At 62.9% G+C, this 25,641-nt stretch carries 29 protein-coding genes; 20 read left to right on the top strand and 9 right to left on the bottom strand.

Annotation, left to right across the window (positions count from 1 at the left end):
- Positions 1-172: 172 nt before the first annotated feature.
- Positions 173-2,473 (bottom strand): GumC family protein, encoded by a 2,301-nt coding sequence (locus tag ACZ5Y5_RS13625; RefSeq protein ID WP_464809126.1) that lies wholly within the window; start codon positions 2,471-2,473, stop codon positions 173-175.
- Positions 2,474-2,778: 305 nt separating this feature from the next.
- On the opposite strand from ACZ5Y5_RS13625, the gene ACZ5Y5_RS13620 reads away from it, so the two are divergent.
- From ACZ5Y5_RS13620 to ACZ5Y5_RS13590, 7 genes are read left to right on the top strand one after another with little or no spacing between them, the layout of a single operon-like run.
- Positions 2,779-3,648: a cytochrome c oxidase subunit II gene (locus ACZ5Y5_RS13620; RefSeq protein ID WP_464809125.1), complete on the top strand. Its 870-nt coding sequence runs from the start codon at positions 2,779-2,781 to the stop codon at positions 3,646-3,648.
- A complete protein-coding gene (locus ACZ5Y5_RS13615) occupies positions 3,648-3,887 on the top strand; it encodes a hypothetical protein (protein ID WP_464809124.1) in 240 nt (79 codons plus the stop codon). Before ACZ5Y5_RS13620 ends, ACZ5Y5_RS13615 begins: the two co-directional genes overlap by 1 nt.
- Complete coding sequence (locus ACZ5Y5_RS13610; RefSeq protein WP_464810549.1) at positions 3,842-5,365, top strand: cytochrome c oxidase subunit I; 1,524 nt, start codon at positions 3,842-3,844, stop codon at positions 5,363-5,365. Before ACZ5Y5_RS13615 ends, ACZ5Y5_RS13610 begins: the two co-directional genes overlap by 46 nt.
- Positions 5,362-5,958 carry a cytochrome c oxidase subunit 3 gene (locus tag ACZ5Y5_RS13605; RefSeq protein ID WP_464809123.1) on the top strand — a complete coding sequence of 199 codons (597 nt, stop codon included), beginning with the start codon at positions 5,362-5,364 and terminating at the stop codon, positions 5,956-5,958. The genes ACZ5Y5_RS13610 and ACZ5Y5_RS13605 overlap by 4 nt, the downstream gene beginning before the upstream one ends.
- A gap of 24 nt (positions 5,959-5,982) precedes the next feature.
- Positions 5,983-6,666, top strand: a complete 684-nt coding sequence (locus ACZ5Y5_RS13600; protein ID WP_464809122.1) for a heme-copper oxidase subunit III family protein — start codon at positions 5,983-5,985, stop codon at positions 6,664-6,666.
- 5 nt (positions 6,667-6,671) lie between these two features.
- The gene (locus ACZ5Y5_RS13595; RefSeq protein ID WP_464809121.1) at positions 6,672-7,025 is read left to right on the top strand and encodes a cytochrome C oxidase subunit IV family protein; all 354 of its coding nucleotides are present in this window, start codon (positions 6,672-6,674) and stop codon (positions 7,023-7,025) included.
- 3 nt (positions 7,026-7,028) lie between these two features.
- Positions 7,029-7,682 carry a c-type cytochrome gene (locus tag ACZ5Y5_RS13590; protein ID WP_464809120.1) on the top strand — a complete coding sequence of 218 codons (654 nt, stop codon included), beginning with the start codon at positions 7,029-7,031 and terminating at the stop codon, positions 7,680-7,682.
- 98 nt (positions 7,683-7,780) lie between these two features.
- On the opposite strand, the gene ACZ5Y5_RS13585 is transcribed toward ACZ5Y5_RS13590, so the two are convergent.
- Positions 7,781-8,581 (bottom strand): DUF2189 domain-containing protein, encoded by an 801-nt coding sequence (locus ACZ5Y5_RS13585; protein ID WP_464809119.1) that lies wholly within the window; start codon positions 8,579-8,581, stop codon positions 7,781-7,783.
- Positions 8,582-8,899: 318 nt separating this feature from the next.
- On the opposite strand from ACZ5Y5_RS13585, the gene katG reads away from it, so the two are divergent.
- The gene (katG, locus tag ACZ5Y5_RS13580) at positions 8,900-11,149 is read left to right on the top strand and encodes a catalase/peroxidase HPI (protein WP_464809118.1); all 2,250 of its coding nucleotides are present in this window, start codon (positions 8,900-8,902) and stop codon (positions 11,147-11,149) included.
- A gap of 116 nt (positions 11,150-11,265) precedes the next feature.
- Here katG and ACZ5Y5_RS13575 read toward each other — a convergent pair whose 3' ends face one another.
- On the bottom strand, positions 11,266-11,883 hold the full coding sequence (locus tag ACZ5Y5_RS13575) for a hypothetical protein (RefSeq protein ID WP_464809117.1): 618 nt from the start codon (positions 11,881-11,883) through the stop codon (positions 11,266-11,268).
- Positions 11,884-12,050: 167 nt separating this feature from the next.
- Between ACZ5Y5_RS13575 and ACZ5Y5_RS13570 the strand changes: the two genes are divergently transcribed.
- The 3 genes from ACZ5Y5_RS13570 to ACZ5Y5_RS13560 are packed head-to-tail and all read left to right on the top strand — an operon-like array spanning position 12,051 to position 13,805.
- Positions 12,051-12,869 (top strand): alpha/beta fold hydrolase, encoded by an 819-nt coding sequence (locus ACZ5Y5_RS13570; protein ID WP_464809116.1) that lies wholly within the window; start codon positions 12,051-12,053, stop codon positions 12,867-12,869.
- A gap of 55 nt (positions 12,870-12,924) precedes the next feature.
- Positions 12,925-13,215, top strand: a complete 291-nt coding sequence (locus ACZ5Y5_RS13565; RefSeq protein WP_464809115.1) for a hypothetical protein — start codon at positions 12,925-12,927, stop codon at positions 13,213-13,215.
- The gene (locus tag ACZ5Y5_RS13560) at positions 13,212-13,805 is read left to right on the top strand and encodes an alpha-ketoglutarate-dependent dioxygenase AlkB (RefSeq protein ID WP_464809114.1); all 594 of its coding nucleotides are present in this window, start codon (positions 13,212-13,214) and stop codon (positions 13,803-13,805) included. The genes ACZ5Y5_RS13565 and ACZ5Y5_RS13560 overlap by 4 nt, the downstream gene beginning before the upstream one ends.
- A 202-nt stretch (positions 13,806-14,007) precedes the next feature.
- Here ACZ5Y5_RS13560 and ACZ5Y5_RS13555 read toward each other — a convergent pair whose 3' ends face one another.
- Entirely contained in the window at positions 14,008-14,196 is a 189-nt protein-coding gene (locus tag ACZ5Y5_RS13555) for a hypothetical protein (protein WP_464809113.1), read from the bottom strand.
- 70 nt (positions 14,197-14,266) lie between these two features.
- On the opposite strand from ACZ5Y5_RS13555, the gene xth reads away from it, so the two are divergent.
- Complete coding sequence (gene xth, locus ACZ5Y5_RS13550; RefSeq protein ID WP_464809112.1) at positions 14,267-15,046, top strand: exodeoxyribonuclease III; 780 nt, start codon at positions 14,267-14,269, stop codon at positions 15,044-15,046.
- Entirely contained in the window at positions 15,043-16,074 is a 1,032-nt protein-coding gene (locus tag ACZ5Y5_RS13545) for an ATP-dependent DNA ligase (protein WP_464809111.1), read from the top strand. The genes xth and ACZ5Y5_RS13545 overlap by 4 nt, the downstream gene beginning before the upstream one ends.
- Here the strand turns inward: ACZ5Y5_RS13545 and ACZ5Y5_RS13540 are convergent.
- Positions 16,056-16,943 carry an oxygenase MpaB family protein gene (locus tag ACZ5Y5_RS13540; protein ID WP_464809110.1) on the bottom strand — a complete coding sequence of 296 codons (888 nt, stop codon included), beginning with the start codon at positions 16,941-16,943 and terminating at the stop codon, positions 16,056-16,058. The two genes, ACZ5Y5_RS13545 and ACZ5Y5_RS13540, sit on opposite strands and share 19 nt — an antisense overlap.
- 153 nt (positions 16,944-17,096) lie before the next feature.
- Here ACZ5Y5_RS13540 and ACZ5Y5_RS13535 point away from each other — a divergent pair, with 153 nt between their 5' ends.
- The 3 genes from ACZ5Y5_RS13535 to ACZ5Y5_RS13525 all read left to right on the top strand — a co-directional run bounded on the left by ACZ5Y5_RS13535 (position 17,097) and on the right by ACZ5Y5_RS13525 (position 19,602).
- Entirely contained in the window at positions 17,097-17,993 is an 897-nt protein-coding gene (locus tag ACZ5Y5_RS13535; protein WP_464809109.1) for an iron-containing redox enzyme family protein, read from the top strand.
- Positions 17,993-18,304, top strand: a complete 312-nt coding sequence (locus tag ACZ5Y5_RS13530; protein WP_464809108.1) for a response regulator — start codon at positions 17,993-17,995, stop codon at positions 18,302-18,304. The genes ACZ5Y5_RS13535 and ACZ5Y5_RS13530 overlap by 1 nt, the downstream gene beginning before the upstream one ends.
- 77 nt (positions 18,305-18,381) lie before the next feature.
- Positions 18,382-19,602, top strand: coding sequence for an MBL fold metallo-hydrolase (locus ACZ5Y5_RS13525; protein WP_464809107.1), 1,221 nt, complete (start codon positions 18,382-18,384; stop codon positions 19,600-19,602).
- 35 nt (positions 19,603-19,637) lie between these two features.
- On the opposite strand, the gene ACZ5Y5_RS13520 is transcribed toward ACZ5Y5_RS13525, so the two are convergent.
- The 4 genes from ACZ5Y5_RS13520 to ACZ5Y5_RS13505 form a co-directional block, all read right to left on the bottom strand.
- Positions 19,638-20,111, bottom strand: coding sequence for a hypothetical protein (locus tag ACZ5Y5_RS13520; protein WP_464809106.1), 474 nt, complete (start codon positions 20,109-20,111; stop codon positions 19,638-19,640).
- Between the two features lie 190 nt (positions 20,112-20,301).
- On the bottom strand, positions 20,302-20,802 hold the full coding sequence (locus ACZ5Y5_RS13515; protein ID WP_464809105.1) for a DUF3617 domain-containing protein: 501 nt from the start codon (positions 20,800-20,802) through the stop codon (positions 20,302-20,304).
- A gap of 85 nt (positions 20,803-20,887) precedes the next feature.
- Positions 20,888-21,163, bottom strand: coding sequence for an HNH endonuclease (locus ACZ5Y5_RS13510; protein WP_464809104.1), 276 nt, complete (start codon positions 21,161-21,163; stop codon positions 20,888-20,890).
- The gene (locus ACZ5Y5_RS13505; protein ID WP_464809103.1) at positions 21,160-21,696 is read right to left on the bottom strand and encodes a DUF3617 domain-containing protein; all 537 of its coding nucleotides are present in this window, start codon (positions 21,694-21,696) and stop codon (positions 21,160-21,162) included. The genes ACZ5Y5_RS13510 and ACZ5Y5_RS13505 overlap by 4 nt, the downstream gene beginning before the upstream one ends.
- Positions 21,697-21,747: 51 nt before the next feature.
- On the opposite strand from ACZ5Y5_RS13505, the gene uvrB reads away from it, so the two are divergent.
- Genes uvrB through ACZ5Y5_RS13485 form a run of 4 tightly spaced genes read left to right on the top strand, consistent with a single transcriptional unit; the run spans position 21,748 to position 25,607 of the window.
- Positions 21,748-23,931, top strand: a complete 2,184-nt coding sequence (uvrB, locus tag ACZ5Y5_RS13500; protein ID WP_464809102.1) for an excinuclease ABC subunit UvrB — start codon at positions 21,748-21,750, stop codon at positions 23,929-23,931.
- 47 nt (positions 23,932-23,978) lie between these two features.
- Entirely contained in the window at positions 23,979-24,464 is a 486-nt protein-coding gene (locus tag ACZ5Y5_RS13495; RefSeq protein WP_464809101.1) for a disulfide bond formation protein B, read from the top strand.
- The gene (locus tag ACZ5Y5_RS13490) at positions 24,461-25,015 is read left to right on the top strand and encodes a demethoxyubiquinone hydroxylase family protein (protein WP_464809100.1); all 555 of its coding nucleotides are present in this window, start codon (positions 24,461-24,463) and stop codon (positions 25,013-25,015) included. Before ACZ5Y5_RS13495 ends, ACZ5Y5_RS13490 begins: the two co-directional genes overlap by 4 nt.
- A gap of 13 nt (positions 25,016-25,028) precedes the next feature.
- Positions 25,029-25,607: a hypothetical protein gene (locus tag ACZ5Y5_RS13485; RefSeq protein WP_464809099.1), complete on the top strand. Its 579-nt coding sequence runs from the start codon at positions 25,029-25,031 to the stop codon at positions 25,605-25,607.
- The last annotated feature ends 34 nt before the right edge of the window (positions 25,608-25,641 follow it).

Raw genomic sequence — 25,641 nt, 5'->3', positions numbered from 1 at the left:
GACGCAGCTGGTTCGGGATCAGGCTGATCGATCCGCTACCCGGCAGGTGTCGCGATCATCAGGCGCGGTATTCCCCTTCTGACCTCCCCCCTGGACGCCGGCGCAAAGAAGAACCGGGCTCCTGCCTCAAGCAGGAACCCGGTTCATGAGGACCAAAGCTTGGTGACGGGCGTCAGGCCACGCCGTCGGCCGTTCTGCGCCAGGGGAAGCCGCCGAAGCGCTGATACCAGCGGCGGGGGCGCGGCAGATCGCCATCGAAATATTCCGCCGAGTCCATGTAGAACTGCACAGCGTCCCCATAGCCGCGGCGCGCGTGCTCGGCATAATCGACGCGGTTGATCACCACCCCATCGACCGGCCGCTGCAGCACCTGTAGCGAGGCGCGCACCTGTTCGATGGTCGTGCGGCCCCAACGCACCACCAGCAGCGTGTGATCGGCTGCGTCCATCAGCATGCGCGAATCCCGCGTGGCGAGCGTGGGAGGTGCATTGATGATCATCAGGTCATATTGCTCCCGCAACTCGTCGAGCAGATGATTGACCCGGCCGATGCGCATCAGCGCGACAGGATTGCGTGCCGGTTCCCGCGCGCTGATCACCACCGGGTCATAGGTGACGACGTCGCGCACCCCTCCGTCACCCAGAGTCGCGGTCGGGGGAGCAGGCAGTACGTGCCGCGCATCGGCCGCACCCGTCAGATAATCGATCAGGTCCGGCCTTCCGTCCGAAGCCTCAGCCGGAGCCATCCCGCTGTCTCCCGCACGGCGCAGGTCCAGGTCGATGACGATCGCACGCCGACCCATCGCCACGGCGGCCGCCAGCAGGGACAAGGTCACGGTGGATTTTCCATCGCCGGTGATGGGGGAGGTAATCAGCACCGTTTGCGACCGTCCAGGCGTCGCCAGATCGGCAACCTCGCTGCCCAGCCCCCGCGCGACCTCGGCAAACAAGGACTGCGGATCCTGGAGGACGGGATTGGCCTTTGCCGATGTCAGAGCGTCGCCTGTGAGTTCAGGCAGCATCGCGAAGGTGCGCAGGCCGAACTGATTATAGATCTGCTCGGCGCTCCACAGCCTGTTGTCGGTCAGTTCGATGCCGAACACGATCACCAGACCGATGATCAGCGACCCGACGAAGGCGGCGAATGTCGCCGTCTTGGGCCGCGGAGCGATGGGGCTCTCAGGCACCGCCGCAGGTGACATGAGGCGCGAGTGGATACCCGAAGCGGCGAGGCTGGCTTTGACCTCCTGTGCGCGCGTGCTCATGGCGGCGAACGCGCTGCGCGCCGCCTCTGCATTGCGCTCCAGAGCGTTGAGTTCGACCGAGGCGGCGGTGTTGGCGAACGCCTTGCCCGTTATGGCGCGCAGCGTGCCCTCCAACTGTCCGGCCCTGGAGGAGGAAGCTGCTGCCTCGCTCCGCGCCATGCCGGACTGACGGGCTGCTTCCGCCTGCGCCTGCTGCGTCGCCGCGGTGACGACCCGCTCCTGCTCCCGCTGCATGTTAGCGCCCGTTTCCGCGATCTGCGCTTCCAGCCCGCGCATGCGCGGATGGTCGGGGCCTAGCACCTGAGACATTTCGCTGCGCGTCCGCATCAAATCATCCAGCTGCCGCTTCTGCTGGTCGAGCAGAGGCGACGTCGCGCCGGCGGTGCTGATATTGTTGACCGCGCTGGTCACTACAGCAGCCCGCGAATTTTGCGCAGCGCGCATGGCGGCGGCCGAAGCTGCTTCCACGGCGATACGGTTGATCTGCTGATAGTCCTCCGCTCCGCCAGCGCCTGTCAGCATCTGGTGCTGACGGCGAAAATCGGCGACTGCCTGTTCCGCCTTGTGGGCCTCGACGGCCAGCCGGTCGCGTTCACCATCCAGTTGAGCGACGATCTTGCCCTGGCGATCGTCACGCATTTCAGAACGATATGCGGCCAGGCTGACCGGATATTGATTGGCGATTTCCGACGCGAGTTCGGGCGAATCAGACCGCACGGTTATATCGACGAAATCCGAATCCCGCAGGTTGGATACCGATGTCATCGACATCAGCCTCCCCGCGAGGCGCGTAAGCCGTTGAGTATCGAGGAGCGCATTGGGCGGCAGCGGCGCGGACGCGAAGCGCGGGTCGTGCGCCAGCTTCAGGTCCTGCACCACACGTTCGGCAAGGGAGCGAGACCGATAGATGTTCGCTTCGTTCGAGACGCGCTGCTGGTTGCGGGCGGCCATGTCGGGCGATCCGCTATCGTCGTTCAGTTCGACCTGAACGGTGGCCGTCGCTTCATAGATCGGCGTCGCCGTCAGCTGGACCGCCAGGACCACCGCCACCACCACGAAAACAATGATGCCAAGGAGCAATTCATGCCGCCTTATGATCTTGAAAATCTGGCGTGCAGAGAGGCTCGAAGGCGCACTGCCCCCCTCTACAGGCTGATCGAGCCTCGCTTCGAGAAGTGGGGTGTTGATCGTTCCCGATTGCGTCAACATGAGCATGCTCTCCAGATGAGCTAGTCCGGCCAGAGCTTGCGACCCTCCTGCTTTTAGCCCCTCCGATCAAACAATCTTCGGGCGCGAATGGCAGGCATAGTGATTAACCCGTTTGAGTATGTGCGAAGTGCCCATCGGTAGGCCCGAAGTCGCACCTGGCCTGATCCAAGGGTAGACGAAAGCGGAAGACTTTCACCTCCGCCGCTTTTTCTATAAGCTGCCGCTTACGGTTATTTCCGAGGGCGACTCGAAAGAAGCCGAAACAGACGGCAACGAGGCGCCCACATTAAAACGGGAGAGGGCCTGTGCCGATTGCGGTCGCCATCGCCATGCTGGTGTTGGGTTCGGTCGCATTTCATCTGTTCAGCCCCTGGTGGCGCACGCCGCTCGCATCCAATTGGGGCTCCATCGACTCCGCGCTCGACGTGACGCTGTGGATCTGCGCGGCGGCCTTCATCCTGCTCAACCTGTTCATGGCGTGGACGCTGGTGCGTTACCGGCACCGTGCAGGGCATCGCGCACATTATGAGCCGGAGAACAGCTCCCTGGAAAAGCGGCTGACGCTCTGGACCGCGGTCGGCATCGCCGGGATGCTGGCGCCGGGGCTGGCCGCCTGGGGCCGCTATGTGTCCGTGCCGCAGGACGCCGCGATCATCGAGGCGGTGGGCCAGCAGTGGCAATGGTCCTTCCGCTATCCCGGGCCTGACGGCGTGCTTGGGGCGGCCGGGGTCAAATATATTACACCGGACAATCCGCTGGGGCTCGATCCGCTCGACCCGTTCGGGCGCGACGATCTGCTCGTGGAGGCGGGTGACCTGCACCTACCGGTGGGCAAGCCGGTTAAGGTCGTGCTGCGGTCCAAGGACGTGCTGCACGATTTCTATGTGCCCGAGTTCCGCGCGAAGATGGATCTGGTGCCGGGGATCGTCACCTATTTCTGGATGACGCCGACAAAGACGGGCACCTACGACATTCTCTGCGCAGAGCTTTGCGGCACCGGCCATCACGAAATGCGCGGCAAGGTGGTGGTGGAAGCGCCCAAAGCCTTCGCAGCGTGGCAAGCGCAACAGTCCAGCTTCGGCCAGATACTGGCGGAAGCGCCGCCCGCCGCAATGTCGATCCTGTTGATCAAGGCCAATGCCTGTATCGTTCCCGCCACCTGGAGCATTCGTTGATGGCTACTACCCTGGCTGACGACCTGCGACCGCTGCATCATCCGCACAGTTGGGTCACCAAATATGTATGGAGCCAGGATCATAAGGTCATCGCGATCCAATATGGCGTGACCGCGATCTCGATCGGGCTGGTGGCGCTGGTGCTGTCGGCGCTGATGCGGCTGCAACTCGGCTTTCCTGGCGCTTTCCCGCGATACAGCCCGATAATTACCTGCAGTTCGTGTCGATGCACGGCATGATCATGGTGGTCTATCTGCTGACGGCCCTGCTGCTCGGCGGATTCGGCAATTATCTGATCCCGCTGATGATCGGCGCGCGGGACATGGTGTTCCCGTTCGTAAACATGCTCAGCTACTGGCTCTATCTGCTGTCTGTGATCGTGCTGGTGGCGGGCTTCTTCGTACCCGGCGGGCCTACCGGCGCGGGGTGGACGCTCTATCCGCCTCAGGCCATCAGCGAGGGAACGCCCGGCCATCAATGGGGCATCGCCACCATGCTGGTCAGCCTCGCCATCTTCGTCGCGGCGTTCACCATGGGGGGCCTCAACTATGTGACGACGGTGCTGCAGGCGCGGACAAAGGGCATGACGCTGATGCGGATGCCGCTGTCGGTGTGGGGGATCTTCACCGCCTCGGTCATGGGCCTGCTCGCCTTTCCGGCGCTGTTCGTCGCGGCGATCATGATGCTGTTCGATCATTTCGCAGGCACCAGCTTCTTCATGCCCACCATGCAGTCGATGGGTGCGGTTACAAGCACCCAAGGGGGCAGCCCGCTCCTCTTCCAACATCTCTTCTGGTTCTTCGGCCATCCCGAAGTCTATATCGTCGCCCTGCCCGCCTTCGGCATCGTGTCGGACCTGATCAGCGTTCACGCCCGGCGCAACATCTTCGGCTATCGCATGATGGTGTGGGCGATCGTCATCATCGGCGCGCTCAGTTTCATTGTCTGGGCGCATCATATGTATGTGAGCGGCATGAACCCCTATTTCGGGTTCTTCTTCGCGACCTCGACGCTGATCATCGCCATCCCGACCGCGATCAAGGTCTATAACTGGCTGCTGACCCTCTGGCGCGGCGACATTCATCTGCGCGTGCCGATGCTGTTCGCCATCGCCTTCATCTTCACCTTCATCCATGGCGGACTGTCGGGACTGTTCCTGGGCAATGTCAGTGTCGATGTGCCGCTGTCCGACACATTCTTCGTCGTCGCGCACTTCCACATGGTCATGGGCGTGTCGCCGGTCCTGGTGATCTTCGGCGCCATCTATCATTGGTATCCCAAGATCACCGGACGAATGTGGAACGATAGGCTCGGCAAGCTCCACTTCTGGATCACCTTCCTCGGCGTTTATGCGATTTTCCTGCCCATGCATTATCTCGGCATATTGGGTGTGCCGCGCCGCTATTATGCGTTGGGAGAGACTGCCTTCATCCCACAGTCTGTCCATCTGGCCAATGAATGGATCAGCATCGCCGCGCTGATCGTCTTTGCGGCGCAAAGCCTGTTTTTCATCAACATGATCTGGAGCCTGTTCCGCGGCCCCAAAGCCGATCCCAACCCCTGGGGCGCGGCGAGCCTGGAATGGCAGACGCCGCAGACGCCGCCCGCCCATGGCAATTGGGGACCTAAGCTGCCGGTCGTCTATCGCTGGGCCTATGATTATAGCGTGCCCGGAGCCGAGCGCGACTTCATCCCGCAGACCGAGCCGCGCGCATGACCATCCTTGCGCGCCTCGCCGAAAAAAGCTGGGAACCGGCCAGCGACCGCGACCCGCAGGAGCCCGGCAGCCGTCCTTCTGCGGGCAGCGTCGGGTTGACCGTCTATTTCGCCGTCGCGATGGTCATGTTCTCGCTGCTGGGCGCGGCCTATTTCATGCGCATGGGTCTGCATGCCGCCATGGGCCATGCGGATGATTGGGTATCCATGCCTGATCCGCCGCTGCTCTGGGTCAACAGCGCAACCTTGATGGCGAGCAGTCTCGCCTGGGAGACCGCACGTCGCGCGGGCACGGAAGGACGAGCTGCGCGTGCGTCACTTGTCGGGGCTGCGCTTGGTCTTTGTTTCCTCATCGGGCAGTGGCTGCTGTGGCGGCATTATCAGGCAGCGGGCTATTATCTGTCGTCCAACCCCGCCAACGCCTTCTTCTATCTGTTGACCGCCCTGCATGGCGTCCACATTCTGGGCGGGCTGATCGCCGCCGCCTGGGTGCTGGCGGAGCGCAACCCCGCTCATCTGCGCCTTTGCGCCATCTACTGGCATTTCCTGCTGTTCATCTGGATTTTGATCGCCGCCCTGCTCCTATCGACATGAGGTCATATCGCCATGTCCAATGCCATGACGGACAGAAGAGACCGGGAGGTTCTTACCCCCTCTCTGCGTGAGATCGCCGCCGACTGGTCAGCGGATCAGGAAGTCTTTCGCCATACCCATTGGGGCAAGGCGATGATGTGGATCTTCCTGCTTTCGGACACCTTCATCTTCTCCTGCTTCCTGACCGGCTACATGACGATGCGGGCGTCGGCTGTGCTGCCCTGGCCCAATACGGCGGAGGTGTTCGCGCTTAACATCGGCGGGCACGAAATCCCGCTGGTTCTGATCGCGATCATGACCTTCGCGCTGATCAGTTCAAGCGGCACGATGGCGATGGCGGTCAACTTCGGCTATCGCCGCGACCGGCGAAAGACAGCTGGCCTCATGCTGCTGACGGCGCTGTTCGGCCTGACCTTCCTCTCCATGCAGGCTTTTGAATGGAGCAAGCTGATCTTCGAGGAAGGCGTGCGACCTTGGAGCAATCCGATGGGCGCCCCGCAATTCGGCGCCTCCTTCTTCATGATCACCGGCTTTCATGGGCTGCATGTGACCTGCGGCGTCATTCTGCTGCTGATCATCGCGTCCAAGGTCGCTCGCGGCCATTATGACCGGACGGGCGACTATAGCCCTGTCGAGATTGCCGGGCTCTACTGGCATTTCGTCGATCTCGTCTGGGTCTTCATCTTCGCCTTCTTCTACCTGTGGTGACCGCGATGAAGCATGAGATCCCCAGCACCGACACCTCTGCAGTCCATGAAGCGCAGCATCATCCGATCAGCCTGTACCTCAAGGTCTGGGGCTATCTCTTCGTGCTCAGCACCCTCTCCTATCTGGTCGATTACATGCATGTGCAGGGGATCGTCCGCTGGACGCTGATCGTCCTGTTCATGCTGTTGAAGGCTGGGCTGATCCTGTCGATCTTCATGCATCTGGCGTGGGAAAGGCTGTCGCTGATTTACGCTATCCTTATGCCCCCGCTGGTGCTGCTGGTGCTGGTGCGGATCATGACGATCGAGGCGGATTATGCCTATTGGACGCGGGCGATCTTCATGGGCGGGGGAGGCTGAGCCATGAACCGGATGCACTGGCTGGTGACAGGGCTGTGCGTCGCTGGAGCGGCGGGCACGCTATGGAGCTTCAGCTGGTTTGCAGAGCAGCTTTACCCGGACGCCAATGCGGGGGCGCTTGCCTACAAGCCTGCCGACGACATGCCGCCGCGTGTCGATATGGCGTCGGTTCAGCGCGACTGGCCCGCCAGCCTTGGCGATCCAGGCGAAGGCAATCGGCTGATCGCCTATCATCGGGAAATGCGCGGGAAAGCGCCCATGCCTTCGGCCTCACCAGCGGTTACTCCCGCAGCCGCGCCTGTAGCCCTCGGCACCTTGCTTGCCAGTGCGGACGCCAATGCGGGCAAGGCGAAGACCCAGCTCTGCGCCAGTTGCCATGACTTCACTCAGGGAGGTCCAAACCGCATTGGCCCCAATTTGTGGGGGGTCGTTGGGCGGCCGGTGGGAAGCCATGCGGGCTTCGCCTATTCGCCCGCGATGAAGGCGCATGGCGGCAGCTGGACCTATGACCAGCTGTTCGAATTTCTGGCGTCACCCGCGCGCGATGTGCCTGGGACCAAGATGAGCTTCGCCGGACTTCGGCGCCCGGAAGATCGTGCGGCGGTGATCAGATATCTCGCGACGTTAGGGAATGGCGCGCCGCCTCTGCCCAAATAAAACCCCTTCTCCCGTTCCTTTCGAGCTTGGCCGAGAAACGGAGGCGTAGCGCTCTCCCGCTTCTCGACTTCGCTCGAAGCGACCGGGTCAGTCCAAGTTCACCGAACCACTGCGCGGGTGTAGAGATGCCAGGTGGCATAGCCCAGCAATGGCAACACCACGGCGAGCCCGACCAACCCCGGCAATGCGCCGAGGATCAGCAGGGTGACGACGATCAGTCCCCATGCCGCCACGGTCACCGGATTTTTCCAAGCGAGCCGGACCGAGGTCCGCAGGGCGACGCCCCAATTGACATTCTTGTCGATGATCATCGGGAAGGACACGACGCTGATAGCCAGCGCAACGATGGCGAAGCACAGGCCCACCAGATTGCCGATGATGATCATGCTCCAGCCTTCGGACGTGCCGAACACAGAGCTGAGGAAAGCCCCGACCGAAGACACCGCCTGCGGCCCTAGAGTGCCCACCGTCGAATTATAGACAAACCATGCCGCGGCGATCCACGCCAGGAACAGCATGGCCGTGACGCTGGTCAGGTCGAAGAGCGAGGGTGCGGACGGTCCACGCACAACATCCAGAAAATGCCGCCAGCGGGAATCCAGCCCCTGTTCGCGGCGGCGAGCCAGTTCGTAAAAGCCGCTCGCCAGCGGCGGACTGAAGAGGACCGAGCCCGCCAGGAGCGGGAAGAGCAGCGGCAGGATCGATACGCGGCTGGCGATCAATATGGCGAACAGCACCACCAACGGATAGATGAAGCCGATGAAGACAAGGTCGCCGCGCTTCGCCTGAAAATCCTCCCAGCCTTGCCGAAGCGCGATGCGAAGGTCTTCAAAGCCGATCTCGCGGACTTTATAATCATCCCGGCGGGGCGCCAGATCAGCTGGATGCGTAATTGCCATGGTCGCTCTCCCTTAGAAGCCGCCATGACGACGCTTGGACTTCCTTAACCCCTCAGTCGGGACAGGTGCCGGGGGCGGCCTTTTGACCTGCGCAGCGCATCGTCTCGGCATGAGGGACGCCTCATGGCCAACGAATGCACGTTACACCAAAGGGTAACGGAGCGGAACCAAAAAGCCGCTTTGGATTTTTGCGGGCAACACAGGGGGGCAGCCGTCTTCTGATCGTTTTTCTCGATCATAATTAGCAATGTTAATCGCTTCACTGCTCTGCCCAGCGGGCCTAGCCTACCCATCCGCAATCAAGAGGAGAGCCATGCCATGGACGCAAAAACTGGTGGAAGCCCGCTGAGCTGCCCCGTCAAGGAACCGGCCGCGCTCCGGTCACTGCTCGGCCGCACCAACCGCGACTGGTGGCCGAACCAATTATCTCTGGAGATCCTTCATCAAAATGGCGCTCATGCCAATCCGATGGGTGAGTCCTTCGATTATGCGAAGGAGTTCCAGTCGCTCGATCTCGAAGCGGTCAAGCAGGACCTGCGCGCGCTGATGACCGACAGCCAGCCCTGGTGGCCGGCCGACTATGGGCATTACGGCCCCTTCTTCATCCGCATGGCTTGGCACAGCGCTGGCACCTATCGCACCGGCGATGGCCGCGGCGGCGCATCGTCGGGCGGGCAGCGTTTCGCGCCGCTCAACAGCTGGCCGGACAATGCCAATCTGGACAAGGCCCGCCGCCTGCTCTGGCCGATCAAACAGAAATATGGCCGCAAGCTGAGCTGGGCGGACCTGATGATCCTGACCGGCAACGTCGCGATCGAGTCCATGGGGGGGCCGGTGTTCGGCTTCGGCGGCGGACGCGAGGACGTGTGGGAGCCCGAAAAGGATATTTACTGGGGCACGGAAGAACAGTGGGTCGGCCATCCCGAAAACCAGACCCGTATCCAGCCCGACAAGGAAATGGCGCTGGAGGAACCGCTCGCCGCGATCCAGATGGGCCTCATCTATGTCAATCCGGAAGGACCGGGCAGCAACCCCGATCCGCTTCAGTCTGCGCGCGACATCCGGGAAACCTTTGCCCGCATGGGCATGAATGATGAAGAGACGCTGGCGCTGACGGCTGGTGGCCACACCTTCGGCAAGGCGCATGGCGCTGGCGACGCGTCCAAGATCGGTGCGGAGCCCGAAGGTGCGGACATCGCGCAGCAGGGCCTCGGCTGGCAGAGCGGGCATGAGAGTGGCATTGGCGATCACACGATCACCAGCGGCATCGAAGGCGCTTGGACGCCGACGCCGATCACATGGGACATGAGCTTCTTCCACATGCTGCTCGACTATGATTACGAGCTGGTGAAGAGCCCCGCCGGCGCCCATCAATGGCAGCCTGTGAACCAGAAGCCGGAGGATATGGCTCCCGGTGCGCACAGCCCCGACAAGCGACTGCCTACCATGATGACCACGGCGGACATGGCGTTCCGGGAAGACCCGGAATATCGCAAGATCGCCGAGCGCTTCCGCAATGACCCGGACGCATTCGCCGATGCCTTTGCCCGCGCCTGGTTCAAGCTGACGCACCGCGACATGGGCCCTAAGAGCCGCTACCTGGGCTCGGACGTACCTGCCGAAGACCTGATCTGGCAGGATCCGTTGCCGGCCGCGGACTATGCGCAGGCTGATGAGGCTGACATTGCTGCGCTGAAGCAGAAGATTTCGACGTCGGAACTGACGGTAAGCGAGCTGGTGCAGACGGCCTGGGCGTCGGCTTCCACCTTCCGCGGATCGGACAAGCGGGGCGGGGCCAATGGCGCACGTATCCGCCTGGCTCCGCAGAAGGACTGGGAGGTCAACCAGCCCCGGCAGCTCGCCCATGTGCTCGGCGTGCTGGAGCGGATCAAGGCGGAGTTCGATGGCAGCGCAGCGGGTGGTAAGAAGGTCAGCATCGCCGACCTCATCGTGCTGGGCGGTTCGGTCGGGATCGAGAAGGCGGCAAAGGAGGCGGGCTATGACATCGTCGTGCCCTTCACGCCGGGCCGAACCGACGCGTCGCAGGAGCAAACTGATGTGGAAGGCTTCGCCGTGCTGGAGCCAAAGGTGGATGGTTTCCGCAACTATCTGCCGGTCAGCTACCGCGTGCCTGTCGAAGAACTGCTGATCGACCGCGCCAATCTTTTGCGCTTGAGCGCGCCGCAGATGACTGTGCTGATCGGCGGCCTGCGCGTGCTGGGCGTCAATCATGGCGGATCACGGCACGGCATGTTCACTGACCGGCCGGGGCAGCTGACCAACGACTTCTTCGTCAATCTGCTGGACATGGGCACAGCCTGGAAGGCGGAAAGCGACAAGGGCGATCTGTTCATCGGCACCTGCCGCAAGACGGATCAGCAGAAATGGACGGCGACGCGGGTCGATCTGGTCTTCGGGTCCAACTCGCAACTGCGCGCACTGTCGGAAGTCTATGCCGCGGCTGATGCAGGCAGGAAGTTCGTGGATGATTTCGTCACGGCTTGGGTGAAGGTGATGGATGCCGATCGCTTCGACCTCCGACGCTCGGGCTTGACCGCCACGGCCTGAACATGACCGCCGCCGCGAAGGAAGTTCTTCGCGGCGGCGGTTTTCGTTCAGTTCTTACACAACCGTTCGGGCTTAGGGCGAACGGCGAGAGGGTGTCGATCTATTCGGTCTGCCACCTAGTGCAGGTCGCGCCTGCCATAATCGGTGTCGCCAAAGCGGCTGGGCCGCGGCATGTGCGAAGCGCCATTGGGCTCACCGGGCTCATGGACTAGTTCTTCAAACAGCGCACGATAATGGATCATCGCCTGGCGCAGATCCTCGGTATCGGCTTCGCCCCGGGCATGGCGGATCGCTATGTCGTGGGCCGATCGATAATTCTGGACGACTTCGGGATGATCGACCGACAGGTCGGCCGACCGGCGATCGAAATCGACGATCGGATAGCCGCGCGCCTCCATTACCTCGGTCAGCAGAACATCGGCGCGAGATACAGCGCCCTGGGGGTCATCGACAAACTGGGCCTGCACCTTCATCCAGCCGTCAGTGAACATGTCCACCTGCTGCGGCGAAAGGCGACGGAGCTGGAAGCTCGCCACGCGCTTTTCCCTCTCCTGCAATTCGGCTTCCGCCTTGCGCGAACTGCCGACCTCTTCGACCGTGCGGCTATATTCCGGGCCAAACTTGGAACGCAGATTGGCGCGCTGCCGGTTACGCATGATAAGAAAGGCGATGCCGGCCAATAGGACAAGGACGACCAGTCCCAGGCCGATTTCCAGGGGAGTAAGCGTCACCATGACATCCTCCGTGGCCTGTTGAGGCCGATGATGGCGCCCACCGCTACAGCCGTTCAACCCCATTCGGCGGAGCTTTGTTCCGCGACGCGCAAGCCCCCTTGAGGCGCCGATGGAACGATGCGCGCCTCCGCCGGTTGCGGTCACTTCAAAGAAGAAGGAGTGGCTCGATGCATATCCAAACCCCCGAAGGTCATGCCATTCATGTGAAGGACATGGGATCTGGCCACCCCGTAATCTTTATCCATGGCTGGCCGCTGTCCGGCGACATGTGGGAATATCAGACCGTCGCGCTGTTGGAGGCGGGCTACCGCGTCATCACCTATGACCGGCGCGGGTTCGGCCAATCGGGCCATCCGGCGAATGGCTATAATTACGATGTCTTTGCGGACGATCTCGCTGCCGTGATCGACCAGGTAGGCGCGCCGAAGGTCTCGCTGATCGGCTTTTCCATGGGCGGGGGCGAGATCGCCCGCTATCTATCGCGCCATGGATCGGCGAAGGTGGACCGGGTCGCGCTGGTGTCATCCGTCGTGCCCTATATTCTGAAGGACGACAGCAATCCCGATGGCGTGGACGAGTCCGTGCTGGACCAGATGCAGGCGCAGGTGCGGGAAGACCGCTTCGCCTTCCTCCAGACATTCGCCAAGAGCTTCTACGGGATCGGCCTCGTTTCCAAGCCGGTCAGCAGCGCCCTGCTGGACTGGACCTTCGCGCTGGCGATCATGGCCAGTCCGAAGGCCACGATCGATTGCATCAGCGCCTTTGGCCGCACCGATTTCCGTCCGGACCTGCCCGCCTTCAACGTGCCGACCTTGGTCATCCATGGGACGAGCGACAAGACGGTTCCGATCGATCCCACCGGCAGGGCGGCAGCGGCGGCCATAGCTGGCGCGCAGTTCATCGAATATGATGGCGAGCCGCATGGCCTTTTCGCGACGGCGCCGGACCGGCTGAACGCCGATCTACTAAGCTTCCTCAGGCAATAAAAGCGCGTCGCCCCTGTACGAGGGAACCCGGACGGGGGCGAGCCTTTCTATCATCATGCAGAAGTTCAATCCCTTCGGTCTCGCCTTTGAAAGCTGGCAACTGGGCATGGAAGCATGGACGGTAATCGGCCTGCGCATACCCAAGCTGCTCGCCGGCAATCCGGCGGCCGCGCTGGAAGCCCATCGCATGGTGGCCGAGAAGATCGAGGCGGTGGGCCTGCTTCAGTGGAAGGCACTGACCGGCACGTTGGGGGCAACGCCGGACGCGGCGATGCGGGCCTCCGTCGCGCATTATCGCAAGGCCGTCGGCCGCAACCGGCGTCGCCTTTCCCGCCGCAGGAAATGACGCAGGCCAACCTCTTCGACACGCCGCTAATCCCCGGCCTTGCTTATGAAGAGGAGTTTGTCGCTCCCGACGAGGAAGCGATGCTGATCAAGGAGATGGATGCTCTGCCCCTGTCGCCCTTCCGCTTTCAAGGGTGGACGGGCAAGCGGCTGACCCTGTCGCTCGGCTGGACATATGACTTCGACAATGGCCGCTTTGGACCAAGCGATCCTATTCCGTCCTGGCTTGCTCCGATCAAGACGCGCGCCTCGCGCTTCGCCGGGGTCGCCGATGCAGACCTGGTTCAGGCGCTATTGATCCGGTACGATCCAGGTGCGGGCATCGGGTGGCACAGGGACCGGCCCGTGTTCGATCATGTCGTGGGCATTTCCCTGGGAACGGCCGCCGCGTTGCGCTTCCGCAGGCGCACGGCCAAAGGCTTCGACCGTGTTACCCTCACAGCATCGCCGCGGTCCGTCTATCATCTTTCAGGCGAGGCGCGGCATGAATGGGAACATGGCATCGCCGCAATGGAAACACGCCGTTGGTCCATCACCTTCCGCTCACTCTCCGCAAAGGGAATGGCATTGGCTGAAGAGCTGCAAGTCTAACCCCTTGTCGTGCCGGAACGGCCACCCATATTCCGATCATCGTCAACAACGGAAAGGAGGTGGTCTGATGTCTCATTGTCGAATGCCGGTAACGGCAACAACGAAGAGCCTGACCTCCGCCGCGGGGGTCCGCCTCTTCTGAGCGCGTCAAATCGGCTGACAATGGAAAGGCCGTCCGGATTTTTCCGGGCGGCCTTTTGATTTAGAAGCCCTCGACACCCTTGTGATCGCCGAAGCCGTGGGAGCGCAGCTCCTCCTGATCTTTCTGCCCCCGCCGCCGGGCGTCGGCGATCTGCTGCTTTTCCTTCTCGGTGGGTGGCTGGGGTTTGGGAGAGGCTTGCTCGATCACCTTGGGTTCGTTGCCGGGCCGCCCCGTTCGATCATGCTGCATATCCTTCACTCCTGATGCCGCCTCAAAGAAACAGGAACGGGCCTGCACCAGCGGCGTTCCGTCTCAGGCCATGAAGATCGCGACATACAATGTGAACGGCATCAACGGACGGCTCCCGGTGCTGTTGCGATGGCTGGACCTGGCCGCACCAGACATTGTCTGCCTGCAGGAACTGAAGGCGCCGCAGGAAAATTTCCCCGAGCAGGCGATCAGGGATGCCGGCTATCAGGCCGTCTGGCATGGCCAAAGCCGGTGGAACGGCGTCGCCATATTGAGCCGGGTCGGAGAGCTTCACGAAACCCGACGCGGCCTACCCGGCGATCCGGAGGATATGCAGAGCCGCTATATCGAGGCGGCGGTGAACGGCGTGCTGGTCGCTGGTCTCTATCTTCCCAACGGCAATCCGCGCCCGGGCCCCAAATTCGATTTCAAACTGCGCTGGTTTGAACGGCTGCGAAAGCACCTAGCCACGCTGATCGGCCTGGATGCACCCGTGATCGTCGCGGGCGACTATAATGTCATGCCCACCGACCGTGATGTCTATGCGCCTGAACGCTGGCGCGACGATGCCCTTTTTGCGCCGGAGGTCCGCGCGGCTTACCAAGGGCTGCTGGACCAGGGCTGGAGTGATGCGATCCGGCAGTTGCATCCCGATGAGACCATTTACAGCTTCTGGAAATATTGGCGCGGGTCCTTCGAGCGGAATGCGGGGCTGCGCATCGACCATCTTCTGCTGAACCCGGTGGCGGCACGGATGCTGAAGGCGGCGGAAGTCGACACGGTGCCGCGCGGCTGGGAGAAAACCAGCGACCATGCCCCGGTCGTCATCACGCTGGAACAGACGCCATGACCTCAGGCGAGCCCCTCTCCCTGCCCTTGCCGATGGAGGCCCGGTCCGTCGCCGAACTGCCCCCGCCGCCGGGCTGGCAATATGAACCCAAATGGGACGGCTTTCGTGCCGTGTTGGGCCGGGACGGAGATAGCGCAGACATCCGTTCCAAATCCGGCAAGTCGCTCGCCCGCTTCTTTCCCGAGATTGTCGAGGCTCTGCTGGCGACCAAGGCGCGTCGCTATGTGCTGGATGGCGAGTTGATCCTGCCGCTGGGCGGAGCGCTGTCCTTCGACGCGCTGCAGCAGCGGCTGCATCCCGCGGCAAGCAGGATCCTGCGCCTGTCACGGGAGACGCCGGCGCAACTGATGCTCTTCGATTGCCTGGCGCTCGGCAACAAGGATCTCACCGCCGCGCCGCTACGGGATCGCCGCGCCGCATTGGAGCGCTTTCATAAGGACGAAGGCACCCTGGCGCTGCTCCTGTCCCCCGCGACGGAACGGGCGGAGGAAGCTGCCGCCTGGCTGGAGCGGAGCGGCGGCGCGCTGGACGGGATCATCGCCAAGCAGATCGACCTGCCCTACCGCTCAGGCGAACGGGCCATGATGAAGGTCAAAAACTACCGAAGCGCAGACTGCGTCGTCGGCGGTTTCCGCCGCACCGAAGATGGAACAGGCGCGGCCTCGATGCTGCTTGGCCTTTATGACGAGGGAGGCGCACTGAACCATGTCGGCTTCACATCCAGTTTCAAGGCTGATGAGCGGCCGCTTCTGCTGCAAAAGTTGGAGCCGCTTGCGGGAGCACCAGGCTTTACCGGCAAGGCGCCCGGCGGCCCCAGCCGCTGGAACCGGGGTGAGGAAAGCGCCTGGGAGCCGTTGCGGCCCGAACTGGTGGTGGAAGTCGTCTATGACCAGGTGACGGCCGGCCGCTTTCGCCATGGCACACGCTTCCTGCGATGGCGGCCGGACAAGGACCCGCAGCAATGCACATGCGATCAGCTACAGATGGAACTTCGCCCTGCCGAACTGGATCAGCTGCTGAAAGCCTGATCCACCCGCCGCCGTGCCCGCTGCTCCGAACCCCCATCGAGCGCCCAGCGCAGAAAGGCCGCCATCGTGGCAAGCTGCGCACGAGTGAGGTGACGGCGCGGGCCGGGATGAAAGCCGTGCATGCGCGCGGCCCAAGGCGGCAGAAGGTCGATGGCGGCGTCGATCGCAACCTTGCTGAACGGCGCATTCAGCAGCCCCGTTTGCGGTTGCAGGAGAATGGCGGAGACCTCCCGAGTGCGCGCATCGGAGAGGAGACGCGGCCGCATCGCGAAGAGATAATCCTGCACCTCGGCAGCGGTGCGGGGCACCCGGGTTGCGCCAAGCCGCTCGGCGAGGCGCGCCATCTCGCCATAATAGCGATCCTGCTCACCCATGCTCAGAAGCGGGGCCCGGTAGCGGCGATAGGCGGACAGGAAGGAATAGACCTCCGCGACATGGACCCAGCGCAGCAAATCCGGATCACTCGCCCGATAATGGCTGCCGTCCGGCAACTGCCCCTCTACCTTGTCATGAACAGCACGCACGCGCGCGATCAGCCGTTCGGCCTCCGCAGTCCCGCCATAGGTGGTGCCAGCGATGAACTGCGCAGTGCGGCGCAGACGGCCGCTGCGATCTTCGCGGAAATGGGAATGATCCCAGATACCGGCGAGGGCTGCAGGATGCAGCATCTGCAGCAGCAGCGCCGCGATGCCGCCGGTCATCATGGTGGTGAAATCCGCATGCACTTGCCAGGCCATAGAACGGGGGCCGAACAGCCCTTGATCGCCGATCGGCGTGTCCAAATTGATGCGCTCCCCGCCTGATCCGAAGATGCTGGCGACGCTATGTTGGATCACGCGCTGGACTTTTCGATGGGGCAGTGCAGGCATCCCTTTCTCCTGTCTTCACCAACGCACGACCAGCTTCTGCGATGCGCTTCACTGACATGAAACAGCGCACGGCTGATCCTGATTAAGCAGTTTAACGGGAACGGGACGCTCTCCCCCGAATTGAACAGGGGTACAATCAGGAGAGAATTTTTCGTGGCTACACGTTTCGTCGCACCCAGTTGCGAGTCGCAATTTCTTCAACAAAGCTTTCAGGAACGGCTAAGCCATTGGAATCGCCAACGGCTGGCCCCCGCTTATCCCGATGATTGGGAAGAACGTTTCCGGCAGGATCAAGTAATGCTGCGTCTGGAGCATGGCTTCATAGAAGAACTGCGCGCGCAGATTCGCGATCGCGCGGAACAGGCGCCAACCGATCCCGACGGGTTCATTCAATGGTTCGAGGATCTGGAACAGTCAGGCCCCGGTCAGCACGACGCCTTGTTCCCCTGGTTGGCGGAAGAAGCCCAGCGTGACGAGATACGCTGGTTCCTGACGCAGGAAGCCGCGGGAGAGGCCGGGTTCGACGACCTTGTCGCCATGACCCAGATAAAGCTGCCCGACCTGCCCAAGCTGGAACTCGCCCGCAATTATTGGGACGAGATGGGGCGCGGCAATGAAAAGGGCATGCACGGCCCCATGCTCGGGCAACTGGTCACCACGCTAGACCTTTCGCCATCGATCGAGGGCACCGTCTGGGAAAGCCTGGCGCTCGCCAATGCGATGACCGCGATGGCGACGCAGCGTTGCTATGCCTGGCACAGCGTCGGCGCGCTGGGCGTGATCGAACTGACGGCGCCCGGCCGCTCGGCGCATACCGCACGCGCACTGCGGCGGATCGGACTCAGTCAGTCGGAACGGCGCTATTTCGACCTGCATGCCGTGCTGGACGTCAAGCATAGCCGCGACTGGAACGAACTGGCGATCAAGCCCGCGGTGGCGGAGGACCCGCGCCGCGCCACGGCGATCGCGGAAGGCGCGCTGATCCGCCTGACCTGCGGCGAGCGCTGTTTCAACCGCTATCGCAGCCATTTCGGGCTGGAGCGACGATGATGGCTGGCAATCACGGGCGCATCCTGCTGGTGGAAGATGATCCGGCGCTCGCCGGGCTGATGGTCGATCTGCTGCTGGCGGAGGATTATGAAGTCGATGGCCCCTATGCCAGCGTCAGCGACGGCATGGCGGCGCTCGCCAGCCACTTCCCTGACGGCGCGGTGGTGGACCTGCATCGACCGAGCCCCGGCGCGAGCCTTCTGAAGGACGACCTTGAAGCCTATGCCATTCCCTTCCTGGACGGGGAGGAGAATGGCCGCGGAGCGTTGGAACGGCGGCTGCTTCCCTGGCTGCGGCATATGCGGCATTGAGCGCGAGGCCCTGCCGCCTCTTGCCCGCCGCTCTAGGGTGGCTATGACCCTGCATCGTGATAATTGCAGGAGACGGCATGGGCCGCATCATCGGGAAAATCTTGCGCGGGATAGGCGTTACGCTGCTGTTTCTCGTTATCGCGCTCTGCCTCGCGATCACGATCGTCCCGCCCTTTCTCGACCGCATCTATTATGATGGGCCGGTCAGCCGCCATTATGACGGGGAACGCTTTTTCAATCCGGATGGCGAAATCCAATTTTCCGCTCCGCCCGGCAGCAACAGGCGCGGCTTCATCGCGCGCTGGCTGTTGGGCCAGGACGACCGCCCCGAATGGCCCGACGCCGTCGCCGTAAAGCCAACCCGTCCACCAGCCTTTGCCGCGCCGCGCGGCATGGTGGCGACATGGGTCGGCCATGCGACGGTGCTCGTCCAGGCCGCAGGGATCAACATACTGACCGATCCGATCTGGTCGGACTATGCCAGCCCCTTTCCGCCGCTAGGGCCCAAGCGCGTGGCGCAGCCGGGGGTCCGGTTCGAGGATCTGCCAAAGATCGACCTGATAATCATCAGCCACAATCATTACGACCATATGGACATCCCCACGCTGAAGAAGCTGTGGGAGCGCGACCGGCCCAAGATCATCACCAGCCTGGGCAATGACAGCATCCTCAAGGACAATGGCATTCCTTCAACGGCGATCGATTGGGGACAGTCGGTCAGCGGCGCGGCGCTGAACGGCTTGGGCACAGACACGGTCATCCAGTGCGAAAATTACGAGCATTGCCCCGATTATCGGGTCCATGTCCTGCGCAACCATCATTGGAGCAGCCGCTGGGGCACCGACCGCAGCCGCGCCTTGTGGTCCAGTTTCTTCATCGAAACGCGGGCAGGAAACATCTTCTTTGCAGGGGATACGGGGGCAGGAGACATGGCCTGGCCAGAGGAAGCGGCACGGCTGGGGCCGATCCGGTTGGCGATGATCCCGATCGGCGCCTTCCGCTTCTGGCCGGGACAGATGGAATCGGATTCGCACATCGGCCCCGGACGGGCGGTCAACGTCTTTGAAAAGCTGAAGGCTTCAACGGCGATCCCGATCCATTGGGGGACGTTCCGCCTGTCCTATGAGCAATGGAGCACCCCGCCGCGCATGCTGGAGCTTTACCTGCGCTGCGAGGGCATCGCGCGAAACCGGTTCGCTCCGCTGCGGATCGGGCAGGAGATACAGGTGCCGGCCTACTCCGCTGTGGCGCGCGGCCCGAAGCGATGTGATGAGCGGGCGATCCGGGCGCTGCGATAAACCGCGATTGCCGCAGGCGCGCGCCCGCTCCCCGATCAAGCCGGAGCAGGCGACGCAAACATGGCGCGGTAATTGGTGCCCGCCATGGCCGCGAGATATTCAGCCTGCATTTCGGTGGTCAGCATTTCCATCATCTGACGGCCTTCGATCCACAATTCGATCACGCCAAAGGCTCCGCCGCGCTTGCGATATTTGGCGGGCCAACCTTCGCGCGCAGCGATGGCCATTATCTCTTCCTGGGTCAGCGGCGTGGCCAGCGCCGCGTGGGTGGCGGTAAATCCTGTTTCGCCGGTACGGTCGCCAAAGGAGTCCGCGTCGCCTTCCTCTTCGCGCAGGACCGTGTCGATCGGATAGACTTCGATGGCGGTGCCACGCTCGTCACCTGCCATCGCGATCCAGCTGCCGGGCGTGACCGGCGGAAAATAATGGGCTTCGCCGCGCCACATTTCCGCAATGACCTCTGCGACATGCCTCGGATCATGGGCGGCGATCGAAAGATGAAACAGCATGGTACGACTCTCCCCTCGCTTGGGATGCCGGGCGGCAGGATGGCACAGAAAGGCCGCGCCTGCATCGGCGATTTCGGGCGGGGTCGCCAAGGCAAGCATTGGACTTTCACCCACAGCCGTTCGCTTGGAGCGAAGTCGAGAAGCTGATGCCAGCGTGCCTCGACTTCGCTCGACACGAACGGGCGATCGTTCAGGCTTCGCTACACTCGCCCGCGCGCTTGCCGCTGAGGTCATGGGTGGTGCGCAGCACAGGGCTGCCGTTCACGGTCTTAGTCATGGTGCTGCCCAGCGTCAGCGTATCAGCGGTGTAATTGCCCTCCAGCACAATCTCCGACGTGCCCGCTCCGGACTTGCAGGACAGGGTGGCGATCAGCCGCCCCTTGCGCAGCAGCTTGTCCTTGTAGCTGCAATCCTTGCCTTCCTCCCCGGCGAGCGCATTGGCGTCCGGCACACCCGCCGCATCCACCGCGATGCAGAGCTTGTCCTCATCCGTCTGCTTGAGCGCCGCCTGATACTCGGCCGGCGTAACTGTGGGCGTGTTGTAGCCGGTGGTCTTGCGGATGATCGTCCATTCCCCCGCCTTCATCAGGATCGGCGCTTCCACGGCCTCGGGCTTGGGCGCCTCATTGCCGCATCCGGTCAGGCCAAGCGTCATCGCCAGCGGCAGCGCCGCCAGTATCGTCTTTCGCATATCCTCTCCCCTGTTCACTTACGGAACGGCGGGAGGCTCGCTCTGCGGAAGCGAAAGCGCAAGAAAAATATGCGAGCCGCTGAAATCATCGCTTCTTGTGCGTGGGCGCGTGGAAATCCGGCGGTTTGGCGGCGACCCAGTGGAGGAAATGAGCGATCCCCGGATGCGCGCGCAGTTCGGCGGGGTCGCCGCGGGTGCGCGCCAGTTCGGCATTGCTCAGCTGCGCATGGATGGCGCGGTGGCAGATGGGATGAACGGGGACGGTTTCGCGCCCGCCCCGGCTCTTTGGAATGGGATGGTGCCACTCAATCTGCTTGCCCAGCGGGCGGGCGCAAAGCCAGCACGCCGGGTCATCACTCATTTTTCGGTGCAGTTGGCCGCAACCCATTTGCCGGTGGTCTTCGCCTTCATGCTCATATCCATGCCATTGGGCGCCCCCGTCATCTTCATGTCCATGTGCATTTCATAGCTTTCGGGCGCGTAGCTGCCGGACATGACCGCGTTCATCGCGCCATGTTCGGACTTGCAGGCGATCTCGCCCTTCACCGATCCGCCGCTGGCGTCGAAACCCTTGTAGGTACAGTCCTTATTCTCTTGCCCTGAAAACATCTTGCCGCTGGGGTTGGCGGCTTCTTCGGGTGAGACGCAATATTTGATCGAAGTGCGGCTCATCATCTTCTTCATCTGCTCTTTCATCTGATCGCCGCCACCGGGCATGTTCGGCATGTCGATGTCTTCGAGCGTGTAGGCCCCTTCCCATTGGCCCGGCTTCAGCTGGACCTTCTGCACCTCCTTGGCGACCTCCTCCCTCGTCTGCGGCTCGCCCGACGGCTTGTCGCCGCAAGCGGCCAGCAACGCAGTCATTCCGGCAACGGCCAGTAGCGGCTTACGCATCGATATCCTCCCTGTTGCACCCCTCAAGGTGCGAGACCATATCAAGGGGCGATGACAATTCAAATCCGCACCACGCTGGACGAGCCTGAGACCGGCGAAGGCTTCGTCCCCCACCGCCCCGCGCGCCCGGAAAAGAGCGAGGGCGGGCGGCCGTTCAAGCTGGTTTCCGACTATGAGCCGTCGGGCGACCAGCCGACCGCCATCGCCGAACTGGTGGAAACCGCTCTTCAGGGCGAGAAGGACCAGGTGCTGCTGGGCGTCACGGGGTCGGGCAAGACCTTCACCATGGCGAAAGTGATCGAGGCGTTGCAGCGCCCCGCCCTGGTGCTGGCGCCCAACAAGATTCTCGCCGCACAGCTTTACGGGGAGTTCAAGAGCTTCTTCCCCGAAAATGCCGTCGAATATTTCGTCAGCTATTACGACTATTACCAGCCCGAAGCCTATGTGCCGCGCTCCGACACCTATATCGAAAAGGAGTCGAGCGTGAACGAGGCGATCGACCGGATGCGCCACTCGGCCACGCGCGCGCTGCTGGAACGGGACGATGTGCTGATCGTCGCGTCTGTGTCCTGCCTCTATGGCATCGGCTCGGTCGAAACCTATTCGGCCATGACCTTCTCCATGAAGAAGGGTCAGGTCGAGGATCAGCGGGAGATCATCCGCAAGCTGGTCGCGCTCCAATATAAGCGCAACGACGCGGCCTTCGCGCGCGGCAATTTCCGGGTGAAGGGCGACAATCTGGAGATTTTCCCGTCGCACTATGAGGATACGGCCTGGCGGGTCAGCTTCTTCGGCAATGAGATTGAGGATATCGTCGAGTTCGATCCGCTGACGGGAAAGAAGATCGCATCGCTGGACTATGTGAAGGTCTTCCCCAACAGCCACCATGTCACCCCCGGCCCGACGCTCAAACAGGCGATGGAGGCGATCCGCTTCGAACTGGCGGAGCGGCTGAAGGAGCTTACCGCGGAGGGCAAGCTGCTGGAGGCGCAGCGGCTGGAGCAGCGGACGAACTTCGATCTGGAAATGATCGCGGCGACGGGATCGTGCGCGGGGATCGAGAATTACTCCCGCTTCCTGACCGGCCGCCTGCCCGGCGAGCCGCCGCCGACGCTGTTCGAATATCTGCCCGAAAACGCGCTGCTGTTCGTGGACGAAAGCCACCAGACCGTGCCGCAGATCGGCGCGATGGCGCGGGGCGACCACCGGCGCAAGATCACGCTAGCCGAATATGGATTCCGCCTGCCGAGCTGCATCGACAACCGGCCGCTGCGCTTCAACGAGTGGGACGCGATGCGGCCGCAGACCGTCTCCGTCTCCGCGACGCCGGGCCCGTGGGAAATGGAGCAGACCGGCGGCACATTTTCCGAACAGGTGATCCGCCCCACCGGCCTCATTGATCCGCCAGTGGAGATCAAGCCGGTCGAGGATCAGGTGGACGACCTGATCCATGAGGCCAAGCTCACCGCGCAGAAGGGCTACCGCACGCTGGTGACGACGCTCACCAAGCGGATGGCCGAGGACCTGACCGAGTTCATGCATGAGGCGGGGATCAAGGTCCGCTACATGCACAGCGACGTCGAGACGCTGGAGCGCATCGAACTGATCCGCGACCTGCGGCTGGGCGTCTATGATGTGCTGGTCGGCATCAACCTGCTCCGCGAGGGTCTCGACATCCCTGAGTGCGGACTCGTGGCCATCCTCGACGCGGACAAGGAGGGCTTTTTGCGATCCGAAACTTCGCTGATCCAGACGATCGGACGCGCGGCGCGTAATGTCGAGGGGCGCGTCATCCTATACGCCGACCGCATCACCGGATCGATGGAGCGGGCGCTCAACGAAACATCGCGGCGGCGCGAGAAGCAGATGGAATATAATGCCGAGCATGGCATCACGCCGACCACGATCAAGCGCAATATCGGCGACATCATCGCCCATGTCGCGTCGAAGGATCAGGTAACGGTGGATACCGGCCTCGAAGATCGGCCCCACCTCGTCGGGCATAATCTGCGCGCCTATATCGAGGATCTGGAAAAGAAGATGCGCGCCGCGGCGGCGGACCTGGAGTTCGAGGAAGCAGGGCGCATCCGCGACGAAATCCGCAAGCTGGAAGCGGAGGAGCTGGGCCTGCCTGCCGACGAACAGGTCGCGGCTCCACGCGGCCGCGCGACCGAGGGGAAGCCCGGTACGCGCAAGCTGCGTTATGGCAAGACCCAGCGGAAGTTCGGACGCTGACGCAAGTTCAGCATGACGAAAGGCGCGGGGCGGTTTAAGCGGGCATTATGAAGAGCCTGCCCCTCGCCCGCCTCCTTGCCTTGGCCGTGCCGCTGCTGTTGCTGGGTGGCGCCTATGCCTCCCAATATATTGGCGGGCTGCATCCTTGCGAGATGTGCTGGTGGCAGCGTTATCCCCACTTCGCCGCCATTCCGCTGGCGCTGATCGCCTATGGCATGAAGGAACGGCCGTGCGTCAGCGCGCTGTTCGTGGGCCTTGCGGGGCTGGCGATCGGCATCAGCGGGGCGATTGGCCTGTTCCATGCGGGTGTCGAATATGGCTGGTGGCAGGGGCTGACCGCCTGCTCCACCACGCCCGCCGCCGGCAATCCCGCCGACATATTGAACCAGATCATGGCGACGCCTATCACGCGATGCGACGTCGCGCCCTGGACGCTGATGGGCATTTCGCTTGCTGGCTTCAACGGGCTCTTGTCGGGGGCGAGCGCCCTCGCCATCTTGGGGCTGCTGATCAAGGCGAGGAAAGAGGCATGAGCGCGCCGAAGGATTTCCCCCGTCCCGGCCGGAAGGTAACGGACGCCGATCGCGCCGCCATGCTGCGCGTCGATCAGGCTGGCGAGTTCGGAGCGACGCGTATCTATGCCGGGCAGCTTGCCGTTCTGGGTGATCGCCATCCGCATGCGCGAGTGATTGCCGGCATGGCGGCGCAGGAAGAACGTCACCGCAAGATATTCGATGCGATGATCGCCCGGCGCGGGGTGCGGCCGACCGCCTTGCAGCCGATCTGGGATGTGGCGGGCTTTGCCCTTGGCGCGGTCACGGCTACGATCGGGCCGAATGCCGCCATGGCCTGCACCGCCGCTATCGAAACGGAAATCGATCGCCATTATGCCGAACAGTTGGAGGCTTTGGCTGGGGACGATCCGGAACTTGCCACCACCATCACGGATTTTCAGGCGGAGGAGGTGGAGCATCGCGACACCGCCATCGCCCATGGCGCGGAACAAGCGCCCGCCTACCCCTTGCTTTCGGGCGTCATTCGCCTGGGGTGCCGCGCCGCAATCGCGCTGTCGAAGCGGATCTGAGGAGACGAAGACAATGTTGAAGACCGCGATGACCGCCGCGCTGCTGATGGCCGCAAGCGCCCTCCCTGCCCTTGCGCAGCAGCAGACCGGGCCGGTACAGGAACAGGCGCCGACTGCGGCGGCCGGTACGACCGGGTCCGAACGCGTCAATCTGGTCATCGTCTATGGCGAGGACCCCTGCCCGCAAAGCGCAGGTAGCGACATTGTCGTGTGCGCACGCAAGGGTGAGGAAGAACGCTACCGCATCCCCGAACCGCTGCGTGGCGATCCGAACAAGCCGAGCAACCAGGCGTGGGGCGAGCGGGTGAGGTCGATGGAATATGTCGGCCGCACGGGCACGGAAAGCTGCTCCGCCACCGGCCCCGGCGGCTTCACCGGCTGCTTCAACCAGCTTGCCCGGCTTGCCAAGGCGGAACGGCAGGCGGCGGACAATGCGAGCTGGAAGGATCTGGTCGCGGCCGAACGCGCCCGGCGGCTGTCCACCATCGATGCTGACAGCAAGGCGATCGAAGCGCGCGCGGTTGCGGAAGAGAAGGCGCAGGCGGGGCAGCAGCAACAGGCCGCGCCTCAGCAAGGAACGACGAAGCCCTGACGGCTTCCCTCAAGGCGCGGCGTTTAGGGGAATG

The sequence above is a fragment of the Sphingobium sp. TomTYG65 genome (assembly GCF_055395525.1).
This window is presented reverse-complemented; position numbering and strand designations above follow the sequence as displayed.